Annotated in this window: 20 protein-coding genes and 1 pseudogene; 9 read left to right on the top strand and 12 right to left on the bottom strand. The window is 66.7% G+C overall.

Features of this window, described 5'->3' with window-relative positions; translation table 11 throughout:
* Positions 1-52: 52 nt before the first annotated feature.
* The 3 genes and pseudogenes from OXU32_10585 to OXU32_10595 all read right to left on the bottom strand — a co-directional run bounded on the left by OXU32_10585 (position 53) and on the right by OXU32_10595 (position 2,979).
* Positions 53-799 carry a HEAT repeat domain-containing protein gene (locus OXU32_10585; protein MDE0074393.1) on the bottom strand — a complete coding sequence of 249 codons (747 nt, stop codon included), beginning with the start codon at positions 797-799 and terminating at the stop codon, positions 53-55.
* Positions 791-1,390, bottom strand: a pseudogene (locus OXU32_10590) (DUF3137 domain-containing protein). Before OXU32_10590 ends, OXU32_10585 begins: the two are co-directional and overlap by 9 nt.
* Positions 1,387-2,979 (bottom strand): Hsp70 family protein, encoded by a 1,593-nt coding sequence (locus tag OXU32_10595; protein ID MDE0074394.1) that lies wholly within the window; start codon positions 2,977-2,979, stop codon positions 1,387-1,389. Before OXU32_10595 ends, OXU32_10590 begins: the two are co-directional and overlap by 4 nt.
* A gap of 71 nt (positions 2,980-3,050) precedes the next feature.
* On the opposite strand from OXU32_10595, the gene OXU32_10600 reads away from it, so the two are divergent.
* The 4 genes from OXU32_10600 (at position 3,051) to OXU32_10615 (ending at position 5,112) form a co-directional block, all read left to right on the top strand.
* A complete protein-coding gene (locus tag OXU32_10600; protein MDE0074395.1) occupies positions 3,051-3,782 on the top strand; it encodes a hypothetical protein in 732 nt (243 codons plus the stop codon).
* Between the two features lie 61 nt (positions 3,783-3,843).
* The gene (locus tag OXU32_10605) at positions 3,844-4,101 is read left to right on the top strand and encodes a type II toxin-antitoxin system prevent-host-death family antitoxin (GenBank protein MDE0074396.1); all 258 of its coding nucleotides are present in this window, start codon (positions 3,844-3,846) and stop codon (positions 4,099-4,101) included.
* The gene (locus tag OXU32_10610) at positions 4,095-4,457 is read left to right on the top strand and encodes a type II toxin-antitoxin system VapC family toxin (GenBank protein MDE0074397.1); all 363 of its coding nucleotides are present in this window, start codon (positions 4,095-4,097) and stop codon (positions 4,455-4,457) included. Before OXU32_10605 ends, OXU32_10610 begins: the two co-directional genes overlap by 7 nt.
* Before the next feature lie 16 nt (positions 4,458-4,473).
* On the top strand, positions 4,474-5,112 hold the full coding sequence (locus tag OXU32_10615; protein ID MDE0074398.1) for a thymidine kinase: 639 nt from the start codon (positions 4,474-4,476) through the stop codon (positions 5,110-5,112).
* Positions 5,113-5,122: 10 nt separating this feature from the next.
* Here the strand turns inward: OXU32_10615 and OXU32_10620 are convergent, their stop codons facing one another.
* Positions 5,123-6,757, bottom strand: a complete 1,635-nt coding sequence (locus tag OXU32_10620) for a M14 family metallopeptidase (protein MDE0074399.1) — start codon at positions 6,755-6,757, stop codon at positions 5,123-5,125.
* A gap of 144 nt (positions 6,758-6,901) precedes the next feature.
* Here OXU32_10620 and OXU32_10625 point away from each other — a divergent pair, with 144 nt between their 5' ends.
* Entirely contained in the window at positions 6,902-8,494 is a 1,593-nt protein-coding gene (locus tag OXU32_10625; protein ID MDE0074400.1) for a BCCT family transporter, read from the top strand.
* 149 nt (positions 8,495-8,643) lie between these two features.
* Here OXU32_10625 and OXU32_10630 read toward each other — a convergent pair whose 3' ends face one another.
* From OXU32_10630 to OXU32_10650, 5 genes are all read right to left on the bottom strand, one after another.
* On the bottom strand, positions 8,644-9,699 hold the full coding sequence (locus OXU32_10630) for an HNH endonuclease (GenBank protein MDE0074401.1): 1,056 nt from the start codon (positions 9,697-9,699) through the stop codon (positions 8,644-8,646).
* Positions 9,696-10,436, bottom strand: a complete 741-nt coding sequence (locus tag OXU32_10635) for an HIT family protein (GenBank protein ID MDE0074402.1) — start codon at positions 10,434-10,436, stop codon at positions 9,696-9,698. The genes OXU32_10630 and OXU32_10635 overlap by 4 nt, the downstream gene beginning before the upstream one ends.
* A gap of 490 nt (positions 10,437-10,926) precedes the next feature.
* Positions 10,927-14,136 carry a glycosyl hydrolase gene (locus OXU32_10640; GenBank protein ID MDE0074403.1) on the bottom strand — a complete coding sequence of 1,070 codons (3,210 nt, stop codon included), beginning with the start codon at positions 14,134-14,136 and terminating at the stop codon, positions 10,927-10,929.
* An 84-nt stretch (positions 14,137-14,220) separates the two neighbouring features.
* The gene (locus OXU32_10645; protein ID MDE0074404.1) at positions 14,221-14,628 is read right to left on the bottom strand and encodes a DUF3224 domain-containing protein; all 408 of its coding nucleotides are present in this window, start codon (positions 14,626-14,628) and stop codon (positions 14,221-14,223) included.
* Positions 14,629-14,660: 32 nt separating this feature from the next.
* Complete coding sequence (locus OXU32_10650; GenBank protein MDE0074405.1) at positions 14,661-14,960, bottom strand: HigA family addiction module antitoxin; 300 nt, start codon at positions 14,958-14,960, stop codon at positions 14,661-14,663.
* Positions 14,961-15,215: 255 nt separating this feature from the next.
* On the opposite strand from OXU32_10650, the gene OXU32_10655 reads away from it, so the two are divergent.
* Complete coding sequence (locus tag OXU32_10655) at positions 15,216-15,848, top strand: PEP-CTERM sorting domain-containing protein (protein ID MDE0074406.1); 633 nt, start codon at positions 15,216-15,218, stop codon at positions 15,846-15,848.
* Between the two features lie 54 nt (positions 15,849-15,902).
* A complete protein-coding gene (locus OXU32_10660; GenBank protein MDE0074407.1) occupies positions 15,903-16,400 on the top strand; it encodes a macro domain-containing protein in 498 nt (165 codons plus the stop codon).
* 63 nt (positions 16,401-16,463) lie between these two features.
* Here OXU32_10660 and OXU32_10665 read toward each other — a convergent pair whose 3' ends face one another.
* The 3 genes from OXU32_10665 to OXU32_10675 are packed head-to-tail and all read right to left on the bottom strand — an operon-like array spanning position 16,464 to position 20,266.
* Positions 16,464-17,300 (bottom strand): hypothetical protein, encoded by an 837-nt coding sequence (locus tag OXU32_10665; protein MDE0074408.1) that lies wholly within the window; start codon positions 17,298-17,300, stop codon positions 16,464-16,466.
* Between the two features lie 21 nt (positions 17,301-17,321).
* Positions 17,322-19,793 carry a molybdopterin-dependent oxidoreductase gene (locus OXU32_10670; protein MDE0074409.1) on the bottom strand — a complete coding sequence of 824 codons (2,472 nt, stop codon included), beginning with the start codon at positions 19,791-19,793 and terminating at the stop codon, positions 17,322-17,324.
* Entirely contained in the window at positions 19,790-20,266 is a 477-nt protein-coding gene (locus OXU32_10675) for a (2Fe-2S)-binding protein (protein ID MDE0074410.1), read from the bottom strand. The genes OXU32_10670 and OXU32_10675 overlap by 4 nt, the downstream gene beginning before the upstream one ends.
* Before the next feature lie 309 nt (positions 20,267-20,575).
* Here OXU32_10675 and OXU32_10680 point away from each other — a divergent pair, with 309 nt between their 5' ends.
* Together OXU32_10680 and OXU32_10685 are read left to right on the top strand one after the other, a co-directional pair.
* The gene (locus OXU32_10680; protein ID MDE0074411.1) at positions 20,576-23,617 is read left to right on the top strand and encodes a glycosyl hydrolase; all 3,042 of its coding nucleotides are present in this window, start codon (positions 20,576-20,578) and stop codon (positions 23,615-23,617) included.
* Positions 23,614-24,702: a hypothetical protein gene (locus OXU32_10685; GenBank protein ID MDE0074412.1), complete on the top strand. Its 1,089-nt coding sequence runs from the start codon at positions 23,614-23,616 to the stop codon at positions 24,700-24,702. Before OXU32_10680 ends, OXU32_10685 begins: the two co-directional genes overlap by 4 nt.
* Positions 24,703-24,798: the final 96 nt, after the last annotated feature.

Here is a 24,798-nt window from a genome sequence, read left to right on the forward strand (position 1 = left end):
CCAAAGCCCGACCGGCCCACCTGAGCCCGTCGGGACCGAGCAATACTGATGACTAGTCTTCCCGTGGCGTCCGGTCAATTCGGTTTCGCGGATCCTGATCGGACGGCGCGCGAGAACCACGGGGCAGAGTCCTGGAATCGGGCCCCGGGGCCCGCGCGGACCTGGGCAGCGTGTCGCGCCCCATCTCGGCTGCGGAGGCCGCACGAGGGAGCGCAGCGCGGGCTTCGAGCCTCCTGACCGCGGCCGCGACCGCCGGCCCCGCAGCCTCCTGTGAGCCGGTCCTCCTCAGCACTTCGCGGAGCCGGGGGAGCGCTTCCACGGCGTGGATCCCGGCGAGCGCGTTGGCCGCGTGCGTCCCCGAGGGCCCCTCGAGCGCACCCCCCAGGGCAGCGACCATCTGCGCCCTGTACGCTCCGTCGTCGGCCTTGAGAGGCCCGAGATCGCCGCGGAGCGCCGCGAGGACGACGTCGACCCGATCCCCTGCGCCCAACTGCCTCAACGCCCCCGCAACCCTCTGCTGAACGGGTTCGCCGTCCGCGTCCCGGGTGTCACCCAGCAGGGGGATCAGGCGACCGATCGCATCCGTGTGCCCAATCGCCGCGAGTGCTTCGATCGCCCGGGCCCTGAGCAGCGCATCCTCGTCCCGGAGGACCGACGAGAGGGCCGGAACGGCTGCCGGATTCCCCAGCCGTCCGAGCGCGGCTGCCGCATCGCGGCGGGGTCCATCGCCCTCCCACAGGAGGTACTTGTCCTTGATCTCGCCCCCGGGCGCGGACAGGCGCCGGATGTGGATCTCCACATCATCCTCATAGGCCTCGCCTTCGTGACACAGTTCCTGCAGGACTTCGGCGAAGAGGTCGAAGAGAGTCCGCAGCCGTGCCAGGTCCTTGATGACGCCGGTCGACTGGAAGTGGAGTTCGTCCACACCCGCGGGGAACTTGCTCCGCCATCCTTCGTGGGCCTTGACCGAGAGTCGAATCTTCGGCTGGGCGGAGATGAGGCGGCGGATCTTTTCATTGTCGAAGAAGCGCCGCACGCGTCCGGGCGCATTGCCCTTGATCACGAAGTCCTCGTCGAAGCGGGGATGGCCAACCTCGATGTCCTGCATGCCCAGCCCCTTCCCCAGGTCGCTGAAGAGGCTCGCGCGGTAGATCTCGAACCTGAAACCTTCCGGATTGAAGTAGGGAGCCCGGAGGCGGGTGTAGGTCTGGCTCGACTGGCCGGTGCTCACCGTGAAGGTATCGAGCGTGATGATCCAGTCGTCGGCGCGAGCCTGGACGGCGGTAGGCGTGAAGAGGTCTCCTTCATGGAAACGGCCGCCCACCTCACCCGAGAGCTGCTGCCAGATCTCCTTCCGGCTCGGCCCGAAGAGGGACTTGAGGAAGCTCATCGCAATCGCACCACCGGGTGTTTGACCTTGAGGTCGGTCTTGCGCAGCAGATCGTGCACGGTAACGCACAGCCAGCGGTTCTCGTCAACCGAGTAGGTGACGCGCAGCCGGGGCGCCGTGCCCCTGCCGGGCGGGTTCAGCGGCAGCGCCGGATCGGCCTCGTTGAGGCACAGGCAGAAGGCCCGCTCGCCCGCGATCCGGGGCGTGAAGTACCGCGAGCCGTTCGGGCGTTCGGTCCACTCGACCGGACGCCCGGCGACCCGCCCCACCTCGCAAACGAACAGGTTGATGTGCTGCTGACCATCGAATCCGGGGGCGTAATAGCGCGTCACGAAGTTGTCGGCCGTCGGAAAGCAGGTGCCGCCGGGGATCAGCAGCTCGTACTCGGCCTCTCCGCCATCGTCGGGCAGCAGGCGAAGCGCGTAGTCGTGGTAGATGAAGTCCTGGACGTGCGCGCCTCCCGCGTAGATGCACGCACCCCGCGCGACGCTCGCGAAGGGGAGCCACTCCCGCACCTTCTCCCGCCCGAGCACGTCGCCCACGACATTGCGTACTTCGGGAAGCAGGGTGGATCCGCCCTCAAGGATCACGTCGTCGATCTCGTCCCGCGGGACGCCGTGCCGGGTGCGGAGTTCGGTGAGCAGGGCGTCCAGGAGTTCCCGCATGCGCGCGTACAGCCCGTTCTCGGCGAGAATGTCGTGCAGCACGTCATAGTCAAGCGTGCCGAACGACTCGTTGCGGAAGGTGAAGTCGCCCTCGCTCCCGGCGCTCGCGAGCAGCTTCACGCGCTCGGCCTCCCACCGGAGCGCCACCTCCCACTCGGGCCAGTCGTGCAGCGCCGAGGGCACGAACCGCTCCAGAATCCAGCCGTCGACATCGTCGCCGCCGAGTTCCACGGCCTGCTTCGCCAGGACCTCCGCCCGCCCGGTCTCCATCGTCCGCGCGCCGTGAGTGCGGACCACGGCGGCCTCCATCGATCCGCCCCCGAAGTCGAAGGCCACCAGGGTGGTGGGGCGTCCGACGTCCACCCCGTAGCCGAGCGCGGCCGCGACGGGTTCGTCGAGCGTCCGGAACACGACCCCGGTCGGCCGGCCCCGCAGGCGCGCCCAGACGCGCTCCCACCAGCCGCGCCGCTTCAGGCCCCGGACGATCGCCTGCAGTTCGGCCCGGTACGTCTCGTAGAAGCCGCTGGGCGTGGCGATGGTGATATCGGCGACCTCTTCGTCGAAGCGCGCCTCGAGCGTGTGGATGACCTGGCGGAGGAAGAGCGAAGCGATATCCTGGGCGGTGAAGCTCCTCCCGCCCACGCGCGCCATGGCGCGGCCGCTCTCCATCCCGAGATGGCGCTTGAAGCCGCGCGCGAAGCCCGCCGCCTGCCCGTCCCAGTTGTAGGTGACGGCTTCCTGGCCGATCAGGACCTTGTCGCCCTCCCCGTCCATGACGCATACGCAGGACGGCATGACGGGCGTCTGAGTGACGGGTTCGAGCTTCGCGAGGTCCGGCAGGTTGAGGATGTGCGGCCGGCCCGAGCGGTCCTCGCAGATGGTCGTGTTGGAGGTGCCGAGGTCGATGGCCCAGTGGGTTGGCATGGATGAATCTACTGTCATGACGTATGGTGTCGAGTTCGCCGAGGATTGCGGGCCAACCAGGATCACAGGCGATGGCCGGACACAACTCCGATCGGGAAGCTGCGGACCAGGGCACACGGATGAGCGGTTCGGGGATCCCCGTGGGACTGCTCATCGCGGTGGTGATCGGCCTGCTGGCGCTGCTCGGCATCGGTACCCGCTACTACGTCCACGGGGACGTGAACGCCATCCATTGCCTGTTCAGTGTGTTCTTCTCGACCAATCTCCTGATCTGCTACTGGGAGATGTGCCTGTTCTTCCGCAGGGACCATGTCGCGGCGCGCGCGCAGCATTGGCGCCAATGGCGGCGTGAAACCGGCCGCACCCCGGCGGTCGAATTCCTGACCGCCAGGGTTCCGCTGCGCCGGATCCTGTCGCCGACGGTCTGGGCCGACGTCTGGGCGACGTACTCGATGATCGATTCGGCGTACGAGGAGCGCGGCAGCTTCGGCTTCGCTGCAGACGTCGGCAACGGGTTCGTGACGCCCATTCCGACATTGCTCCTGTACGCGGCGTATACCCTCGAATCTCTGTCCGCCATCGTGGCCGGGATCATCGGGGCGATGCTCTTCTGGCAGTGGGTCTACGCGTCGTCGCTCTACTGGGTCAGCTTCTTCATGGCCCGGAAGCACACCCGCCTCACCAGGCGTGAACTCTTCGTCTACGTGCTCGGGCTCAACGCCGTCTGGGTGTTGATTCCGATGTTCGGCCTGTACGTGTCCGTTCGTCTGATTCTCGACGGCGCCTACGGCGTTCTGGGATGAACTGGACATCACTGGTGACTGGTCATATAATATGTCCATATCATGCTAGGAGGATGAAGCCATGAAGACACACCCGAAGGCGCAGGAGAGCACGGCGCCGCCCCGGAGGATCGGCGCGGCGCGATTCAAGGAGCAGTGCCTCGCGTTGCTGGATCGGCTCGGTCCTGACGGCCTGGTGATCACCAAGCGAGGCAGACCGGTCGCGCGGGTGTTGCCCTACGATCGGGACTCGGCCAGCCTGATCGGCAGTCTGCGGGACAAGCTCGAGATCCGGGGGGATATCATGTCCACGGGGATTCGCTGGGACGCGGAGTGCTGAACCTCGACACGCATATCCTCATCTACGCCCTGCGCGGAGAACTGGCCGAAAGCGAGCGGCAATTGCTCGCCGAAACGCAGTGGTCGGTCTCCTCCATCGTCTTCTGGGAGATCGCGAAGCTCAACCAACTGGGCCGGGTCGGGGTGGACCTCGACGACCGGGACGTGGTCCGGGCCCTGAGTCGCATCCGCTCGTGGCCGATCGATCTGGCAGTGGCCCGCGCCTCGGCCCGTCTGGATTTCAGGGGCGATCCGGCCGACGAGATCATCGCGGCGACCAGCGTCGTCCACGGAATCCCGCTCGTCACGCGGGACGCCGTGATTCGCAGGTCAACGCTCGTCCCACTGGCTCTTTAGCCCGCAGGGAAGAGCCATGCTCCACGGGGCGAGACACGGATGGGTAGAGGTCGTCGCCGGCGTCATGTTCAGCGGCAAGTCCGAGGAGCTGATCCGGCGCGTGCGGCGCGCGCTCATCGCCGGAAGGCGGGTGCAGCTCTTCAAGTCGCACCTGGACGACCGCTACGGCGGCCAGTTCCGCATCTCGTCGCACGACGGCCGCCAGATCGACGCCGAGCCCGTCTCCAACTCCGTGCAACTCGCCGAGAAGGTCCGTCCGGAGACGCAGGTCCTCGCCATCGACGAGGCCCAGTTCCTGGATGACGGCATCTGCGGGGTTGTCGATGCGCTGGCGGACGCGGGGATGCGCGTGATCGTGGCCGGAACCGACATGGACTTCCGCGGCGAGCCCTTCGGTCCCATGGGCCTGCTGCTGGCGCGCGCGGAACGGATCGACAAGCTGAATGCCATCTGCGTCGTGTGCGGCGATCCGGCGACCCGGAATCAGCGCCTCATTGACGGCAAGCCGGCGCCCGCGGAGGGCCCGACAATCAAGGTAGGCGGCGCCGAGTCCTACGAGGCGCGCTGCCGCGGCTGCCACGTGGTCCCGAAGCGCGATCGGGCACAGGGAGAGTTGCTGCTGAGGCGCGCGAAGGAGGGGTGGGAGGGGGTGTAGCGCGCCTGCGTTACCCCCCCGGCACCCGCAGAATCGGATACACTTCCCCGGCGCTCAGCCGGTCCGCGAGGAATCCCCAGTTCGCGAAGCCGTCGTCGGACTGCGGCTCCAGCAGGGTGAACAGCAGGCGACCCAGCGGCTGGTCGACCCGCGCCAGCATGTCGCCTGCGGCCGGGGTGACCCGGGCCTGCTCGTAGCCCCCGAAGATGGTCTGCTCGTTGCGGCCCTGGAACGGCTGTGCGGCCGTCTGCACCGAATCGATGCGGAACTGCTCCACATCCAGCGGTGTCGTCCCGGCCGGCTCCAGGGCGACGCCGTGCGCTGCGAGCCGCGTCAGGACGTCCTCCAGATCCGCGGGAACCAGGTAGGCCTCCGGTACGCGCTCCCGCACCGTCGGCGCAAACGTCCCGTACTCGTACATCGGCGCGACGTACTGGGTATCGGCGCGCAGGAGCAGCGGGCGTCCGGTGAGCGGGTGCGTCTCCTCGATCGTTGCGCCCATGAGGATGTCGACCGGCGCGGCCGACCGCTCGGGCACGGCGCGGAGCGCCAGCGTTTCGCCCACCAGCGCGGCGGCATCGGCCTCCGCGACGATGCTCCGGACCTCGTCCGCGTGCCCGTGGACGTAGTCAAGGATCTCTTCGACGAAATACAGCGTCGCGAGCACCCGCTCCTCGAAGGACGCGTAGGAGTAGGCCTCGCTCAGGATCGCGATCCGGTTGCGCAGGCCGATGTAGTTGTTGTTGAAGCGCGGGCGGTGGTCGAAGGTGTACCAGCCGGGCTCGCCCCCGCCGGGCGCGAACGCGTTGCCGTAGTAGTAGTACTCCCAGCCGTGCTTGTCCCGGATCTCCCCGGTCACGTGCGGAAGGAGTCCCTCCCGCAGGAAGTCGTCGATTCCGGCCGGCGTGTTGGGGTGGAGCGGCGGCGAGTACGTGAGATGGTAGGCGTGCTGCGTCCCGTTCGTCGTATGCAGATCGACGGCCACATGCGGATCGTATTCGCTGAAGAGCCGCGCCACCGACCGCGCCTCGGGCGAGTCGAGCTTCATGTGATCGCGGTTCAGGTCATAGCCCTGGGCGTTTGGCCGCTGCCCCATCCCCCCGAAGGGCCCGTACTGGCGGCCGCGGTTGGTGAGGGTCACCCGCTCATTGCCGTCCGCGTTATAGATGGGCCCGATGAGCAGGACCATCGACTCGCGCCATGCGCTGTGGCGGCCGGCCATGATGTCCCGGAGCAGCATCTGGAGCGCCTCCTTCCCGCACACCTCGCCGGCGTGGATGTTGCCCTGGAGATAGACCACCGTCCTGCCGGAAGCCCGGATCGAGGCAGGGCTTGCATCCGCGACGTCGCCCACTACCGCCAGGGGAAGCGCCCGCCCCTCGTTGGTATAGCCGAACGTGGTGTAGTGGACCGACGGCGAACTAGCGGCCGCGCGCTGCAGGAAGTGCACGACATCGGCGTGGGAGCTGGTCTCGCGATAGTCCGAGCGTTCAGCGCGTGTGAGAAACGGGTCGTCGGGGGCCGGGGCGCTCTCGCACGCCGCGAGCACGGCCGTGACCGCCGCGAGTCCGCCGAGGAGCGCCCGCCGGCGAGCCGCTTGTGCCGTATGCGAATGCGTTGCATGTCCTGTTGCTGAAGTCGCCATGTGTTCACCGCGCCTTTCCGAGGGTCGGGTTGGTTTGCGCCACCAGCCCCAACCTATATTGCTGTCCGGCGACCGGCAGCAGCCTCATGCCGATATCGCGCAGCGCGCCGATCTTCCCGAGGTGAGCGAGTCGGCCATCGACCCATGGAGAGCGAGCGGCACCGACGAGCCACGGCGCGCGGCGGGCTGTGGAAGGGGCTCAATCCCGCGATGGCGCTGGCCGCCAAGGGCGTCGTTCTGGTCTTCGTCCTCGCCACGGTTCGGGACGTGGAAGCCGCCGGCGCCGTCTTCGGCCGCATCCGCGACTGGATCGAGGGCACGCTCGACTGGTTCTACATCCTGACCGTCTGCGCCGCCGCCTTCACCTGCCTGTTCCTGGTGTGCAGCCGGTTCGGCAGGATCCGGCTCGGCGACGACGCCTCCGAACCCGAGTTCAGAACGTCCTCCTGGATCGCGATGTTGTTCTCGGCGGGAATCGGCATCGGGGTGCTCTTCTTCTCGGTTTCCGAACCGCTCTTCTATTTCGACACCAGCCAGACTGCGGGCTACCCGAACAACCCATTCGCCGACATGGCGGGCGCCGCGTTGCCGGACGAGCAGCGCGCCGTGCACGCGATGCGGGTCACCTACTTCCATTGGGGCATACACGGATGGGCCGCGTACGTCGTAGTCGGGCTGTGCCTGGCCTACTTCGGATTCCGCAAGAAGCTGCCGCTGACCCTGCGCTCGGCTCTCTACCCGCTTATCGGCGACCGAATCTACGGCCCGATCGGTGACCTGGTGGACCTGCTGGCGGTGTTCGGCGGGGTCTTCGGCATCGCGACCTCCCTGGGCCTCGGGGCGAGCCAGATGGCCACCGGACTCAACGTGCTGTTCGACGTGGATCCGGGTGTCGTCACGCAGGTCGGCCTCATCGCCGCCATCTCGCTGGCGGCAACATTGTCGGCGGTATCCGGCGTGAGGCGCGGGATCCGCATGCTGTCCGAATGGAACATCGTCCTGAGCATCCTCCTGCTCGGGTGCTTCCTGTTCCTGGGCCCCTTCACGTGGCTCGTCGAATTCGTCGCCACCTCCGTCGGCGCGTACCTGTGGCACGTGGTGCCCATGGGATTCTGGATCGCCGACACTCCGGACGAGGCCGCCTGGCAGAACGCCTGGACGATCTTCTATTGGGGATGGTGGATCTCCTGGGCGCCCTTCGTCGGCACGTTCATCGCCCGCATCTCCCGCGGGCGCACGTTGCGCGAGTTCATCCTGGGGGTGCTGTTCGTCCCGACCGGCCTGGGGCTCCTGTGGTTCGGGGTTTTCGGCGGCAACGCCCTGCATCTGGAACTCAACGCCGCGGGCGGCGTGGGGACCGCCGGGATCATGGAACTGGTTCGGGCGGCAAACTACGAAGCCGCGCTTTACGCGACCATCGGCCAGATGACCGACGCCGGCTGGCTCGCCTGGGCCATGTCCGCCATGGCCACCCTCCTGCTGGCGACCTGGTTCGTCACGTCGTCCGACTCCGGCACCCTTGTCATCACCACCTTCCTGAGCATGGGCGACGCTCATCCCCCGCGGCGCTTCCGCATCGTCTGGGGACTCGGCGTGGGGGCGGTGGCCGCCGTACTCCTGCTTGCCGACGGCCTCCAGGCCCTGCAGACCGCAGCCATAGCCGCCGCCCTGCCCGTGAGCGTCGTGCTGCTGTTCATGATGGCCGGGCTGCTCAGGTCGCTGGCACGGGATCCGTGATGGGGTCGGGAGCGGAGGGGTCCGCTTAGGAAAACTTTCTTCCTTGGCGGGATTCCAAGAAAAGCGAAGGGCCGGAACTTTTCGTTAGTCCTTTCCAACGAAGACGCTAACGAAAGTAAACGCCTTGAATCTTTCTTACGGCGGCGCCATCACGCCGCGGACAGAATCCTTCGCCAGCCGTCCGACAGCGGCCTCAGTTCTTTCGCCTGAACCCATACCTGCCGCCCCGCATGGTGGGCCTGACCGTAGGCCCAGCGTGCGATCCGACGAGTCGCGGGCCAATCATGCAGCACCTTCAGCTCGTCGAAGCCATCACGCAGTTCGTCCCGGCAGATACGATTCCGCTCGGTCCATCGTTCGAGGTGCTCTTCCGCGGCGAGCAGGTCCGACTTGCTCGAGTTACACCCCTGGTGGGCCAGTACGAAGTTGTGGCCAAGGTCCAGCGAGTACAGCCTCCATGGGATGAAGTGGTCGACATCGGCCCGCGACCTGATGTCGCGTTCGCAGTAGAAGCGTCGGCCCCGCTGCACTTCCCGGAGCAGGGGACGGTACACGGCGAGTGAGCTGCGTTGCGATCCGAACAGGAACGACCGCAGGTCCACGACCTGGCCCAGAAGGCGAGGGTTGCGCCGCTGGACGAAGTGGGACCATGCTCCCTCGATCATGTCGGTGATCATCGGATAGAAGGCCCGAAAGCAGTATGCGACTCCGGGTTCGAGCCGAACGGTTCCACCGGCGTCCAGATTCCTGTAGAGGAACTCCAGGCGTTCGGACCCGACCGTCTGCAGCTTCCAGAGCGGCATCTTCCTTACCGTCTGCTCAACCTTGCGCCGCAGGGCGCCCCAGTCCGAGGGACTTCTCTCCAGATCGGCCAGAGAGCCTTGGTATCGGTTGTGGCGCTCCGCCAATTCGCGCACGATTGCCGCCTGTCGGCCCGTGTTCTGACTGAGGATCCCCGAGTCGCTACCGGCGACGAACGGAGCGACCTGGGGCCAGTAGAGTCGGACAAACTGTCCGGCGATCTCGGCAGTGGATAGTTCCAGCTCATGGCCACTATCGTCGCCCCTGACCAGGCACAGGTCCGCGATGGCGTGCAGCAGCGCAAACTTGTAGCTGGAGACGAAGCTGCCCTCGTCCAGAAGCCGCTGGAGCGAACGCAGGAATGCGAGTTGCCCTTCGGCCGTTGGCGGTCGCGGCTCGTTCATTCGTCCCAGTACGCGGCGCGCTCGGGCACGACCCAGCGAATGCCGCCTCTCGGGTCTTCCACATCGCCTTCGAAGCGGGGAATGACGTGTACATGCGCGTGGTCCACAGTCTGGCCCGCCGCCGTCCCTTCGTTGAGGCCTACTGTGAAGCCGTCGGGTTCGGACTCTGACTGCAACTCATGCCGCACCCTGGCCACGAGGCGCCAGATGTCCGCCTGGGCTTCGGCGCTCTGGTCGAAGAAGGCCTCAGCGTGAGCCTTGGGGATTACGAGCGTATGCCCGCTGCTGACGGGATACCGGTCCCGGATGGCGATGGCATGCCGCGACTCGGCGACGACGGAGTCCGCGGCGAGGTGGCAGAAGGGACAATCGGCCGGAGGGGCGGCTTTGGCCGGCGCACTTGTGGGAGTCTCTCGGACTTCGCGCGGCCACCACATTTTTCCCTCGAGAAGTTCGGCCGGATCCCGGGATGCGGTGAGCGCGGAGAGCTCGTCCAGGTGGCGGGCCATGACCACGGCGGAAATCGCCGCGTCGAAGGCATCCTCCGACGAAGCCGCCTTGCCTGCGAGCACGTCATCGATCTCGAAAAAGCGGCGCGCCAGCGACTCCTTGCGCGCGGAATAGTCGGACTTGTTCACCGGCCCCGTGAGCAGCCGCGGATAGATCTCGATCACCAGGGGCGACTTGACCTCGTGAAAGGGCCAAATCGAGAAGCCTTCCCGCCGGAGTGCCGCCACGTGAGGTATCCCTCGGATCGAGCCCGTGCCGACCGCGCCCGCGCCGCCAATCTGGAAGACGCTCTTCGGAAACGAACTCTCCAGGTCAGACGCTTGCTTCTCCGTCTTCCGAAGGAGCTCAAGCCCGGTCGGTTTCTTTCTTCCAGGTCTCCCCCAGAACGGGGGCGGGCAATCGCGCAGCCATTCCTCGCCGTGCCTGGCAACGAGCTTCCAAACGTCCTCGCTCGACTTCGCGCCCTCTCGCTCAGCAAACCAGCTGGGAAACGAAAACGCGAAGTCAAGGCCAATGACAACATCGGGGTGCGCATTGGCATCCTCGATCAGATGCGTGACTACTTCCTGACGATCACGTCCCGACTCCAGCCGCGTGAGGCGTCCGCCTCGAACCTCGGCAAGCCAGATCTTGGATCGCGCCCCGGCCTTCGCTCCGGACCAATCGACTGCTATGACGCGTTTCACGGCATAGGGCGCCTGCACAGTTCCTCACGCCTCACGACACCAGCCCCGCCGCCGTCTCCACCTCGATCTCCTCCATCCCCAGCCGCCTCAACTCGGCGTTGACCTCGGCCAACTCGTCCGCCCAGACGGCCTGGAGCCGGGTCAGGTGACCGTCGAGCCGCTCCACCATGATCTCGTAGACCGCGTACATGCCGCTTCCGGGGCGCCCGTCGCCCTGCTCGGACATCGACAGCAGGTTGGCCAGGCGGTTGTTCACCCTGATGGGGAAGTTGAGGGGATCCTGGTTGGACTGGTTGCGCACCTGGTAGATGTCCGCTTCCACCGCCGACGCGCTCTCCCGCAGCCGCTCGCCCGCGCCGGCCAGCCGCTCATCGTCCGACGCCTCCAGCCGCTCGTCCAATTGCGCCTTCACGTTCCGGATCGCGATCACGGCCGAGTTGGCCTGGTGCACCCGGTCCCGGATCTCGACGCCGAACTCGTACTGGGCGACCAGATCCTCCTCGGTCACGTCGGTGATCCACGGGTGGGGGCGGACCTCCACCTCGGTGGTCTCGCTGCGGTTGCCAACGGTGAGCCGCGCCGTGTACATGCCCGGCAGGACCGCGGGCGCCATCGTACGCACGCCCCAGAGGATCATCCCCGGGAAGGTCGCCGGCGGATCCGTGCGCAGGTCCCAGCGCAGCCGGTTCAGCCCCGCCTCCAAAGGCAGCGCCGGACCCGCCCAGCGATCCCGCTCCTCGCCTTCCACGGCGGGCTCGAACGTGCGCACCACATCGCCCGACGCGTCCACGATCTCGAGCGTCGCATCCCCCGGTTCATCGGCGAGCCACCACGAGAGCACCACCCCGTTCGCGGAACGATACGCGGCCGCGGGCTCGAACAGCACCAAGTCGCGCCCCGTCGTCCCCGGCTGGATCTGCCGCAGCGGCGCGATGTGGTCGAGGACCCAGAAGCCGCGCCCGTGGCTCGCCATCGCCAACTCGTCGTGCTCGGGGATCACGTCGGTGATTGGGATGTCGGGGAGGCCCGGGTTCAGCTCCTGCCAGGAACCGCCGTCGTCAAATGAGATGTAGACGCCGTGGTTGGTGCCGGCGTACAGCAGCCCCGCCCGGTTCGGGTCCTCGCGGATCGAGTTCACGTAGGCGTCGTCCCGGATTCCGTCAACGATTCGGGTCCAGGTCGCCCCAAAATCATCGGTTTTCCATACGTGGGGCCGAAAATCATCGAGTAGAGCGCGACGGGCCGAAACGTAAGCCCGCCCTGCGTCGAACGCCGAGGCGTCGATGAGGCTCACGCGCCCGAAGTCCGGCATGTCGGGGGGCGTCACGTCGGTCCAGTTCTCGCCCCCGTCGCGCGTCACGTGCACGAGCCCGTCATCGGAACCCGTCCAGATCACGTCGATGTCGACCTTGCCGGGACCCACGGCGAAGATCGTCGCATAGACCTCGGGGCCGTTCATGTCGCCGGTGATGGGCCCGCCGGAACGTCCCAGCGTCATGGGGTCGGCGCGGGTGAGGTCGGGGCTCAGCACGTCCCAGTTGGTGCCGCCGTCGGTGGTCCGCCATAGCCGGTTCGACGACGCGTACAAGACGTCGGGATCGATGGGCGAAAAGATGATGGGAAAGGTCCACTGCCAACGCTCGACCATGTCCAGGGCCGGCTCCCCGGAGTAGAACCAGGGGTAGGGATTGACCTCGCGCGAGGTGCCCAGGCGCCGGTTGAACCGGTCGATGTAGCGGCCGTTGTTGGTGCCCGAGAAGAAGACGTCGAGGTCCTTCGGGTCGGGCGCGATATAGCCCGGTTCTCCGCCCCCGGCCACGTAGTGCACGCCCATCGAGCCCTCGGTGATCGCGGGGGCCCGCGCGTCCGCGGCTGCGGCTGCGGCGGTGTCGGCGTCGTCCGCATTCGCGGCTGCCGCGAGGGCTTGCTCGAAGCTACCCGCGTTCCAGTCTGACGGCAGGCAGAGCGTGCTGTTGTCGTGCTGCGACCCGCAGATGTGCCACGGGACGTGCGCCGTGGTAACGCCGTGGTAGAACTGCGCGGTGGAAAACTCCTGGTCGGTCCAGTCGCTCCCGGTGGTGAAGCTCACCGCGCCGCCGCCGTCGTTGGCCACCACGACGTGCGCGGGATCGTCGGGGTCGATCCAGAAGTCGTGGAAGTCGACGTGGGTGCCGTTGTTGATGACTTCGTAGGTGGCGCCGCCGTCGGTGGAGCGGAAGAGCGAGGTGTTCTGCACGTACACCACGTCCTCGTCGTGATGGTCCGTGAAGACGTGCGTGTAATAGAACGCCCGCTGCCGGATTCGCCGCTCGTCGTTGACGAGCTCCCAGGTCGCGCCCGCGTCGTCCGAGCGGAAGAGGCCCCCGTCGTCGTGCTCGAAGAGGGCGTAGACCCGGTTCGAATTGGCGCTCGAGACCGCCACCCCGATCCGGCCCACGACGCCCTCGGGCGGCATCCCCGGATTGCGGGTCATCTCGGTCCACGTGCTCCCGCCGTCGACGCTTTTGAACATGCCGCTGCCCGGCCCGCCGGAGGACATCGTGTACTCCTTGCGGAAGGCCTCCCAGAGCGACGCGTAGAGCACGTCGGGGTTGTTGCGGTCGATCGCGAGGTCGATGGCGCCGGTGCGCTCGTCGCGGAAGAGCACCCGCTCCCAGCTGTCGCCGCCGTCGGTGCTCCGGAAGACGCCCCGCTCCTCGCTTGGCACGCCGTACTTTCCGAACGACGCCACATAGACGATGTCCGGATCGGTGGGATGGATGCGGATCTTGGAAATCCCGTCCGATTCGTGGAAGCCGATGTGCTCCCAGGTCTCGCCCCCGTCGCGGCTCCGGTAGACGCCGTCCCCGGGCAGGATGTTGCCGCGAATGCAGGTCTCGCCCGTGCCGATGAAGACGAGATCGGGGTCGGTTTCGGCGACGGCAACCGCGCCGACCGAAGCCGACGTGATCTTGAAGTCCGTCACCGGGAACCATTCCTCGCCGCCGTCGACGGTCTTCCAGAGGCCGCCCCCGGTCGCGCCGAAATAGGCCTCCTGCGGGCGCCCCTTGACGCCGCTGACCGCGATGGAACGGCCGCCGCGGTCGGGACCGAGGTTGCGCCACGAGTAGCCGGCCAGGAAGGCCGAGTCGAGGACGACGGGTGTCTGGGCGTGGAGAGTGGAGGCGAGGGGGGTCAGAGCGGGAGCGACGGCAGAGAGCGTCGTGACGAGCAGAAACGGCTTGAGGCGGAGGCGCTTCACGGTGGCATTTCCTGTGGATTCGGGAGCGGGGATCGGCCGGGTCAAGCTACCGGAGCGACGGAGGATGCTACAAGCAAACGGCCGCTAACCGATTTGGTAGTCCAGGGCCAGCGCATGCTTGCCGTCCGCATCCACGTGGATCTCCATTGTGCCCGACAGGCCCGCCAGCTCACCCGTTCCGGACCCCGGCACCACGTGGCCGTCGGTGCGCGGCGGAGCGCCGGCCTCGGCTATGCCCCAGTGATGGAGCACGAACGTGCCTTCGCGGCCCCCGAGCGTGCCCGAGACCTGTTCGGACGCGATGTAGCCCGCGTTCTCCAGCGGGCCTTCGGTGCTGGCACGGCACATGAGCAGCCGCACGCGGCCCTCTCCATCCAGATCACCCTGGTAGCGCTTTGAGACGCGCGCTTCAGAGAGGAAGGGGCCTTCGCCTTCATCAGCGTCGGGCACAGGATCCCAGCCGGTGATTTCGAAACTGGAGACGGTCTTCATGAGCTGGAGTCCTTGGGCAGAGGATGATTGAATTAGAGCGTGGGTGCGGACGGACGATAGGGTTCGACGTTGACCTCGCCTTCCCGCTGCCGGGTGCGGGCGATGTCGTAGGAGGCCTGCATCCGCATGAGCGTGTCCATCTTCACCCCGAACGCCTTCTCGATCCGTAGGGCCATGATGCCGGACAGGCTCGACCGACCATTCAGAAATGTGGAAAGCGCCGGTCGGGACACTCCGAGCACCTTCGCGGCGGCAGCGACGGTCAGCCGGTGGGGTTCGATCACCTCGGTCTTCACGAAAGCACCGGGGTGTGGGGGATTCAGCATGCGCATGTGCGACTCCCGGCTAGTGGCGGCGCAGACCTGGATGGGCGATGTTCTCGGATTCTTACCGCGAAGTGTTGCGTGACGGTTTACGGAGATCAAGGGACGGCTCGGAGGCTGATCCCAAAATGCCAGGTTGGTCCGGTCACGTTGTGGATCAGGGGTGAGAGCCGGCTGACGAAGACGATCCCGCGGTTCATCGCGGTTGCGATCGTTGCGCTGTCCGCTGGTTGCCGGAGCCTTCCGACCGACACCGGCGAGGCCGTGGCCTTCCACTTCGATTTCGATGAGGGACCGCTGGGGTTCGTCGCTGGCTTCGCCGACTATCCTCCTGCTCATGAGGAGATCTACGAGTTGACATCCGGGCACCGTGCGCTCCCACCGCCTCTCGAGTCGCGGTCCGGGCTGTTTATTTCCGGTGTCAACAGAAGTGACGATCTGTTCATGTTCTTCAAGGGACTAATCGCCGGCCTGACCCCCGACGCGAGCTACGCCGTCGAGGTCAGCGTGGAAATCGCGACGAGCACGCCGTCCGGTTGCGTCGGCGTCGGGGGTGCGCCGGGCGAGAGCGTCTGGATCAAGGCTGGCGTGACCGCCGAAGAACCGCTCGCGGTCATGGATGATTCCTACCTGCGCATGAACGTCGACGTCGGAAGTCAGTCCAACAGCGGCACGCAGGCGGTGGTGCTCGGCGACGTGGCCAACTCGCGGCAGTGCGAGCAGTCCCCCGAATGGGAACTCAAGGCCCTGGAGAGGCAATCGATACCGGCAAGTCTCTCCGTGCCCGCCGATGGCCGCGCGTGGCTCCTGATCGGCGCCGATTCGGGATTCGAGAGCCGGACGGACGTGTACTTCACGCGCGCGTCGGTTACGCTGACGCCGAGTCCGGGGGGATGATCGGAGATGGCTCCTGCTCCATTGGGAGGAATGGCGGCGGGATCGTCGGCAAGGATGGTGGTTGTCGTTGGCGATATCACGAAGCTTACGGTGGACGCAATCGTCAACGAGGCGAACCGGTCGCTATTGGGTGGTGGCGGGGTGGACGGCGCCATCCACAGGGCCGCCGGGCCGGGCTTGCTCGATGAATACCGTAATCTCGGGGGATGCGAGACCGGTGACGCCAAGATCACACGTGGGTACGGCTTGCCGGCGGCTCATGTGATCCACACCGTGGGGGTCGGCAGGCCCCAGTCCAACGGCTTCATCGAGCGGTTCCACCGCACGCTCCTCGAAGAACATCTCCGGATCAAGGGACGGACGACCTGGTACGAGACCGTCGAGGAGATGCAGAAGGATCTGGACGTGTATCTTGAGACCTACAACCGGCGCCGGCCCCACCGCGGCCGCGGCATGGAAGGGCGGACGCCCTACGACGTCTTCAAGGCCGGGATCCCCCGAAAGCGAACCCGCAAGCCCTCAGCCGGGAAGGAGGTGAAGAAGGCAGCGTAGAACCTGACCTCGGTGAGGCCGGGTGTCAGGTGATTACCATACTTGTACACGCCTTGTGCTCAATCAATACCGTCTTTGGAGGTACTTCGTTACCACGAATCTGGGGATGTAAGGCTCGCGCCTAACGTCATCCATCAGATCCCAGAAAAGGTGTTTCCCAAGCTGTGATTTGATTCCACTGGGAAATCGATAACGATATCGTGCGATCCTTGGGTTTTCGTCCCACCACGTCTCCACGTATTCTCGTCGTCTTGCACTCGCGTACTCGTAGATTCCCCATCTCACGTCATTCAGATGTTGCGCGATAGTGCTCGCATGGTACACTAGGATATCATCGAAAAAATGGTCGTAAAATTCAGGTAATGCGATCATGCACTTTTCTATGTCTACTTGTACTCCGTTTTTTTCTAGGATTTCGCCAAACTTCTTCCCTTGGCGTGTCAATTGTGTGTAGTTGTGTTTACAGATATTACCACAACTAGTGATGAAGTCGCGTCTCTTGATCTTTAGGTCTATTGTGAGATCTAACGAAGGAAACCATCTCTGCTCTATGGTAACTTCCTCACCAAGCCACTGATCGAAATTGGCCACGGCCGATGAAAGCGGTTCTATGCTGTCGCTCAAGAGTGGCTGATGGCATACCAAACGAAGTAGGCCAAGGTAATTGTCGGAGCCGCCGAAGAACTCTCTTGGTATTGAAAAGAAATCGGCCAGAAGGATACTGAAGTATGCGTGATGCGTGGGCGTGTTGAACCGTATTTCAGATCCGTAAGGAGCGATGGAGAACGTCATTGTTTCGTTGTTGACCATATCGTCGATGAGATCTAGCGACGCCTTGACAGCGGCAACCTCAACTTCCAGTGGTGATAAACCTAGTTTGTCCTTCAGGGATTTAGACATCGTAGGTCTCACCTACCCCCGCTACCCCAACTCCTCCAACACCCTTTCCGGCCGCAACGGCAGCCTCCGCATCCGCACCCCCGTCGCGTCGAAGATCGCGTTCGCAATCGCCGCCGGCACCGGCCGATGCGACGGCTCCCCCGCCCCGTAAGGCCGCAGATCCGGCCGGTCCGGGTTCGGGTCGCCGTTCACCATCACGACGTCGATCTGCTCGGGCGTGTCCATGTGCGTGAGGGTCGGATGGGTGCGCCAATCGACGCTGGTGACCTTCTCGCCGTCGAAGCGGACCTCCTCGTAAAGCGTCCGGCTGATCCCGTGCAGCAAGTTGCCCTGGATGGTGCTCTCGAGGCTGTTCGGGTTGATCACCAGGCCGCAGTCGTGGGCGCACACCATGCGCCGGACCCACACCCGGCCGGTCTCACGGTCGACCTCGACCTCGGCGACCACGGCGATCGTGGTGCGGGCGCGATACGCGTACGCGATGCCCCGCCCCGTCAGCACGCGCCCGCTCCCCACCGTCCCGGGTGACGGGCGCGCGTCCCACCCGTACGCCTCCGCCGCGGCCTCGACCACCGCGATCGAGCGTGCTCGGCGGAAGGCCTCGTCGTCATCGGTCGTCCCGCGCAGCAGGCGCAGCCGGAACTCGATCGGATCGGCACCGGCGGCCGCGGCCAGCTCGTCGATGAACGACTCCCCGGCGAAGGTCGTCTGCGGGCCGTTGGGGTCGCGCAGGTTGCCGGTGCGGAGCGGCGTCTCGAACGCCAGCGGGAAGCGGACCGCCCGCGTCTCCTGGCGCCGGTTCGGGATGTGGTACATCTCGTCGGGGCCGCGCCCGCCGCCCGGAGACGGCCGCTCGGGCCGGAAGCCCATCAGTTGCGCGATCAGCACGGTGCGGGCCTGGTTGTATCCCACGTGCGCGTAGTTGGCGATCCGGCCGCGATAGTCCAGCGCGACCACGTTGCTGTCCGCGTCCAGCCCCCCGCGCAGGTCGATGGCGAACGCGGGGCCCTTCGTGTCCCACGCCGTCTCCTCGTGCCGCATCCACTGCACCCGCACCGGGCGGCCCAACTCCCTGGCCAGGTACGCGGCTTCGAAACCCGCGTCGTCCGCCGCCGTGCGCCCGTAGAGCTGGGGCCCGTCCATCCAGATCACCCGCACCTGCTCCGGATCCATCCCCAGGAACTCGGCGATCCCGGTCCGGTGGCTGTACGGCTTCATGTCGTTGGTGTAGATGGTCATCTGGCCATCCGAGGGGTCGGCCAGAGCGTGGGCGGGACCGATGGCGGTGTGCCCGTGGAAGGGGATGTCGTACGCGGCTTCGACAACGGTCGCGGCGCTCGCCAGCGCTCCGTCGGGGTCCCCCTGCGCCTGCGCCGCGCCGCGTCCACCCGAGCCCGGCACGCGCTCCGCGCTCCGCATGTAGTCGAAGAGATCGTCGGATGCCGGGAAGGGCGCCGTGGCGGGCTTCTCCCACTCGACCACGAGGCGTTCCGCGGCCTCGATCGCCTGCTCCTCGCGCTCGCACACCACCGCGACGTAGTTGCCCTCGCTCACCACGCGGATGAAGCCCGGCAGGTCGCGCACCGACGACTCGTCGATGGCCGCGAGCGTCGCCCCCGCGAAGGGCGGGCGCACATTCCGGGCGTGCACCATGCCCGGAAGCCTCACGTCGACGGCCCACTCGAGCGACGCATCGACCTTCCCCGGGATGTCGTAGCGCGGGATCGACTGGCCGACCAGCTTCAGGTCCTGCACCGGCTTGATGCTCGCGACACCGGTGGTCGCGTTGATGTTGCCCCCGGTCAGCGCGACATCGAAGCGCCCGCCGCCGATCAGCTCGCCGTAGGTGACCGTCCGCGCGGGATCGTCGCGCAGCGAAATCACGCCCTCGCTCACGCTGAGTCCCTCCACGGGCACGCCGAAGCGTTCCGACGCCATCTCCAGCAGCACGCGCCGGGCCTCCGCCGCGATCCGGCGTCCAACCATGGCGTCGCGCTCGATCGCATCCGAACCCCCCGAGCCGCCCTGGTCCACGGTCATGTCGGTCCGGCCCATGACCACCGTCGCCTGATCGAAGGCGAGGTCGAGCTCGTCGCACATCATCTGCTGGGTGGCAGTCCCGGTCCCCTGCCCGCCATCGGTCTTGCCGACGTAGAAGGTCGCGGTGCCGTCCTCGTGCACGACCAGCCACGAGTCGAGCTGAAGGAAGTCCGGATCGGGATAGGAAGCCGGCTCGGAGGACTCGTCCCCGGCAGGCTCTGTCCCAAAGCCCCATCGGCCCGCCCCGGCTGCGCTCACGCCGCTCACCCCGAAGACGAACAGTCCCGAAGTCTTGAGAAAGTCGCGGCGGGATGTGGTTCCGCCCCAGCGCGCGAGCGCGTCGTCGAGCGCCGTGGGGACCTGACCGTTCACCCTTGCCCGGCCTGCGCGCTCATCGGGCTCGCCCTCTCCCTGCGTCCGTCCGTTTCGCGCATCGCGTCGCCCGCCGCTCATCGGTCCTCCCCTTCGGCCATCGCTTCCGCCGCGCGCTTCACCGCCGACTGGATCCGGTAGTAGGTCATGCAGCGGCAGAGCACGCGATTCATGCCCTCCCGGATCTCGTCATCGCTCGGGTTGGGACTGTAGCTCAGCAGCGCCGCGGCGGTTAGGATCTGCCCGTTCTGGCAGTACCCGCACTGCGGCACCTGCTCGTCGATCCACGCCTGCTGCACGGGATGCAACTCCCCGTTCTCGGGCAGTCCCTCCAGCGTCGTGATCTCGCCCGTCGAGCGCGACACCGGCCGGTTGCAGGACCGGATCGCGCGCCCATCCATCAGCACCGTGCACGTCCCGCACTGGGCCAGCCCACAGCCGAAGCGCGGTCCCCGCAATCCGAGATCGTTGCGAAGGACATACAACAGCGGCGTGGACGGATCGACATCGAGCGTATGCGTCTCCCCGTTTACCCTGAGCGTGATTTCGCTCATCGATGCATCCCCCTTCGAACGGAGGGCCTCGCGGGCCCGCAGGTCTCTCTCCACGGGCAAGTGTGCGATCCGAGCTCGCTGGCGGCAAGCGGATGCTCTGCGTACCTGATGACCGTGACCTGCCATGTTCGCGCTAGTGCCCCATATTGCGTCTGAAATGAGCACTGCTCCTGGAACGATCCCCGCTGCTTCGAGGACCCTCGATGAGGTGATATCGGGGACCGCTGATTTGGAGGAATCATGTTAGACCAAGTTTCCTCGTCGTTTATCTCACGCGTGAAGCGTCGAGGCCAAGTCTCGCGACGAGCATTGGGGCGAACGACCCTCCCACTGCTCGCCGCGATCTCCCTTGCCGCGGCGCCAGCTTCCCTCACTGCCCAGGACCCCATCTCCCTCCTCCCTCCCATGGAGTGGCGCTCGATCGGCCCGGACCGGGGCGGCCGCTCCATCGCGGTGGCGGGCCACGCCGACCGCCCCTTCGAGTACTACTTCGGCGCGACCGGCGGAGGGCTCTTCAAGACCACAGACGGAGGGTCCACCTGGACCCCCGTGACCGACGGCCAGGTCGGCAGCGCCTCGGTGGGCGCGGTCGCGATGGCGCCCTCCGACCCCGACATCGTCTACATCGGCATGGGCGAGGTGCAGTTGCGCGCCAACGTCCTTCAGGGAGACGGCGTCTACCGCTCCGACGACGCCGGAAAGAGCTGGCGGCACCTCGGCCTCGCCGACACCCACGCGATCGGGCGCATCCGCATTCATCCCACCGATCCCGACCGCGCCTACGTGGCGGCGCTCGGACATCCCTTCGGGCCCAACTCCGAGCGCGGCGTCTTCCGCACCACGGACGGGGGCAGGACCTGGGAGAAGATCCTCTTCCGCGACGAGCGCACCGGGGCCGTCGACCTGGTCATGGATCCGAGCGATCCGGACGTCTTGTACGCCACGCTCTGGCAGGTGTACCGCAAGCCGTGGCGCCTGTGGAGCGGCGGCGAGGGGTCAGGGATCTTCAAGACCACCGACGGCGGCGACACCTGGAGCGAGATCACGCGCAATCCGGGCCTCCCGGACGGCGTGCTCGGCAAGGTCACGATCACCGTGTCCGGCGCGGATCCGGACCGGGTATGGGCAAACCTGGAAGCCGAGCGGGGCGGGCTCTACCGGTCCGACGACGGCGGCCGGACCTGGGAGTTCATCAACGGCCACCGCGACATCTGGCAGCGCGCCTTCTACTTCCAGCGCCTGGAGGCGGACCCGGTCGACCGCAACACGCTCTACATCCTCAACTTCAGGCTCATGCGCTCGACCGACGGCGGAAAGACGCTCGAGAGCGTTCCCGAGACCCACGCGGACCATCATGACCTGTGGATAGATCCCACCAACCCGTTGCGCATGATCAACGGCAACGACGGGGGCGGCGTGGTGACGGTGAACGGGGGCCGCACCTGGACCTCGATGCGGTATCCGACGGCGCAGATCTATCGCCTGACGACGACCTCGGACTTTCCCTACCACGTGTGCGGCGCGCAGCAGGACAACTCGACGGCGTGCGTGTCCTCCGAGCCGGGACATCTGCGCAATCCCCGCGCCCCGAGCACGGAGTGGATGTACGCAGTGGGCGGAGGCGAGATGGGCTACATCGCGCAGCATCCCGGCGATCCGGACATCTTCTACGCGGGCGCGACCAATACGCTGACCCGCTACGACCGGGGGACCGGCCTGGTCACCGACATCCAGCCCTGGCCCCGGATCGTCATGGGCGAGCCCGCTCGCGACATGCCCGAGCGATGGAACTGGACCTATCCCATCGCCGTGGCGCCGCAGCCGCCGCATGCGCTCTACGTCGGGTCGCAGCACCTGTGGCGATCCCTCGACGACGGCAAGTCATGGGCGAAGATCAGCCCGGATCTGACGCGCGCCGAACCGGAGACGCTCGACGATTCCGGCGGCCCCATCGTGAAGGACCAGGACGGGCCCGAGATCTACGGCACGCTGTACGCGATCACGCCTTCGCCGCATGAAGCGGGCACGATCTGGACGGGATCCGACGATGGGCTCGTGCACGTCTCGCGCGACGATGGTGGGACCTGGCGCGACGTGACCCCTCCCGACATGCCGCCGCACACGCGCGTCATGACCGTGGAGGTGGCTCTGCACGCTCCCGCAACCGCGCTGGTGGCCGGGATCCGGTACGAGATGGACGACCGTTCGCCGTACGCGTGGCGCACCGACGACTACGGCGCGAGCTGGACCCGCATCAGCGATGGCATTCCGGATGGCGCCTTCGTGCGCGTGGTACGGGAGGATCCGAAGCGCGCGGGACTCCTGTACGCCGGCACCGAGCACGGCGTGTTCGTGTCCTTCGATGGCGGCTCGAGCTGGAGCGACCTGTCGTTCGGGCTTCCGGACACGCCGGTCACGGGGCTTTCGGTCGAGGAGCGCGATCTGGTGATCAGCACCCATGGCCGCTCCTTCTGGGTGCTCGACGACATCGAGACGCTCCGGCAGTTGAGCGCGGATGTCGCTGCCGCGGACGTGCACCTCTTCCAGCCGGCCAACGCGATCCGGCGATCGGTCCCCGCGGTAATCGACTTCCGGGCAGGCCAGCCGGGGGCGGAGGGGCGGAGGGCGCGGCTCGACATCCTCACCGACGATGGGGAGCACGTGCGCACCCTGGTCGACGCAATCGTGGATTCGGGCACGCAGCGGGCCCGCTGGAACCTCCGCTATCCGGGCGCGGTGACGTTCGACGGCATCGTCCTCGAGGGCGGCAACCCGGCCGTGGGCCCATGGGCCCCGCCGGGCCGCTACCGGGCCCGGCTCACCGTCGCCGGCATGACACGCGAAGCCACCTTTGACGTGCAGCCGGATCCAAGGCTCGGAGACGTCCCCGCCACCGCCTTCACCGACCAGTTCCGCCTGGCCATGGCGATCCGAGACGCCGAAAGCCGGGCGAACACGAGCGTGCTGCTGGCGCGCGACCTCCGCGCCCAGGCCGACGCGATCGTCGCCCGGAGCGACGCCGACCTGAGGGACCTGGTGTCCCGCTTCACGGCAGGGATCGAGGCGGTCGCGGGAGAGCTCTACCAGCTCCGGAACCAGAGCCCGAAGGACAAGATCGCCTTCCCCATCAGGCTGAATGATCGCCTGACCGGCCTGCGCAGCCACCTGGAACGGGGCGACGGCACGCCCATCGACGCATACCAAGCCGTCTTCGAGGAGCTGTCGGCGGAGCTGGAGGCGCACCTGCAAGACCTCGAGCGGATGCTCAGCGACCGTCTACCGCGCCTGAACCGGCGGCTGGAGGAAGCGGGACTACCGCAGATCGTCGTAAGGGAGGCACCGACCCGATGAGAATGAGGCGCGTCATTGCCCCGCTGGCTTCAATCATGGTCTTCTGCACGGCGTGCGAATCCGCTCCGGAGGCGGCGCCTGTGATGCTCATGGACCCGGTGGCCACCTCGGAAGCTCCTCTCACCGGCATCAACTCAATCGCCCTGGCCGACGAGACCACGGCGTGCGTGATCGAGTCCTACGAAGAGCGCATCCACTGCCTGGGCCGGGATGGGGAGGAAGTGGGCGCCTTCGGACGACCCGGCGAGGGTCCAGGCGAATTCCGTAGTCTGATGGAGGTCGTCGGCGGGCCGAACGGCACCATAGGTGCCATCGACTGGGGGTTGGCGCGAATGACCGTCTTTGAAACGACAGGCACGCGGGTCTCCGAAGTGAATCTGCCCTTCTTCGGGCCCTACCGGGCAACAGCGTCCTTCGATTCCGTCTTGTTCGGTTATGGAATGGCGAGTCGCTCCGGCGACCTCGCGACGGGGCTCCAGACGCTACACACGGGATTGGACCTTGCGTCCGGCGACATTCTTTGGGAGAGAGGCTATCCCGTCGATCTCTTGGAAACCGGATGCAACTGGGGGCCGTCGAGCGAGCTCAGCCTGGGTGTGCCCACGCCAACGGGTGGAATCGTCTTCCCCGCGTGCGGCGGATTGATGATCCTTCTGGAGGACCGCGACGGCGATGCCGCCTCGCTGGTGGAGGCTCCCCTGTACGTCGAGGAGTTTCGAACCGAGGCGGAGGTGGACGCATTCGCGGCGCAGCAGCGGACGAGCATGTTCGGTTCCGAGGCCGCCGTTGAGAGATACCGGACGACGCCCCTCCGCTATAACGTCGGACGCCCGATCTTCGACGACCGCGACCGACTCTGGGTCCTCACGCGTCGATTTCACGAGGGGTTCTCGCATCTGGACATCTACGCGGGTACCCGGCTCATCGGCGTGGTGCAAGTGCGGGATCGAGCGGTCGGTTTCGATCTGCGGGGTTCGACGCTTGTCATCCTGACAGACAGGCCCGTCGACCCCGAAGATCCCGACGGCTACCCTGACCGGGCCATCGACTGGTACGACATCGGCAAACTGGAGATCGGCCGGTAGGGGAGCCAACCCACCGCCCACGCTGCAATCCGGCCCGGCCCCACCCCGTCACGGGATCCTCTCCGGCGTACCGCCGTACTCTCTAGAGAGACTGCC

Source organism: Gammaproteobacteria bacterium (genome assembly GCA_028819075.1).
GTDB lineage: Bacteria > Gemmatimonadota > Gemmatimonadetes > Longimicrobiales > Gaopeijiaceae > BD2-11.

What these genes read in the sequence shown, in the direction of transcription:
- OXU32_10605 (MDE0074396.1), top strand. Translation starts at nt 3,844, where the DNA reads ATGAAGACACACCCGAAGGCGCAGGAGAGCACGGCGCCGCCCCGGAGG.
- OXU32_10675 (MDE0074410.1), bottom strand. Translation starts at nt 20,266, where the DNA reads ATGAGCGAAATCACGCTCAGGGTAAACGGGGAGACGCATACGCTCGAT.
- OXU32_10670 (MDE0074409.1), bottom strand. Translation starts at nt 19,793, where the DNA reads ATGAGCGGCGGGCGACGCGATGCGCGAAACGGACGGACGCAGGGAGAG.
- OXU32_10595 (MDE0074394.1), bottom strand. Translation starts at nt 2,979, where the DNA reads ATGCCAACCCACTGGGCCATCGACCTCGGCACCTCCAACACGACCATC.
- OXU32_10665 (MDE0074408.1), bottom strand. Translation starts at nt 17,300, where the DNA reads ATGTCTAAATCCCTGAAGGACAAACTAGGTTTATCACCACTGGAAGTT.
- OXU32_10685 (MDE0074412.1), top strand. Translation starts at nt 23,614, where the DNA reads ATGAGAATGAGGCGCGTCATTGCCCCGCTGGCTTCAATCATGGTCTTC.
- OXU32_10615 (MDE0074398.1), top strand. Translation starts at nt 4,474, where the DNA reads ATGCTCCACGGGGCGAGACACGGATGGGTAGAGGTCGTCGCCGGCGTC.
- OXU32_10660 (MDE0074407.1), top strand. Translation starts at nt 15,903, where the DNA reads ATGGTGGTTGTCGTTGGCGATATCACGAAGCTTACGGTGGACGCAATC.
- OXU32_10625 (MDE0074400.1), top strand. Translation starts at nt 6,902, where the DNA reads ATGGAGAGCGAGCGGCACCGACGAGCCACGGCGCGCGGCGGGCTGTGG.
- OXU32_10620 (MDE0074399.1), bottom strand. Translation starts at nt 6,757, where the DNA reads ATGGCGACTTCAGCAACAGGACATGCAACGCATTCGCATACGGCACAA.
- OXU32_10645 (MDE0074404.1), bottom strand. Translation starts at nt 14,628, where the DNA reads ATGAAGACCGTCTCCAGTTTCGAAATCACCGGCTGGGATCCTGTGCCC.
- OXU32_10630 (MDE0074401.1), bottom strand. Translation starts at nt 9,699, where the DNA reads ATGAACGAGCCGCGACCGCCAACGGCCGAAGGGCAACTCGCATTCCTG.
- OXU32_10650 (MDE0074405.1), bottom strand. Translation starts at nt 14,960, where the DNA reads ATGCGCATGCTGAATCCCCCACACCCCGGTGCTTTCGTGAAGACCGAG.
- OXU32_10600 (MDE0074395.1), top strand. Translation starts at nt 3,051, where the DNA reads ATGGCCGGACACAACTCCGATCGGGAAGCTGCGGACCAGGGCACACGG.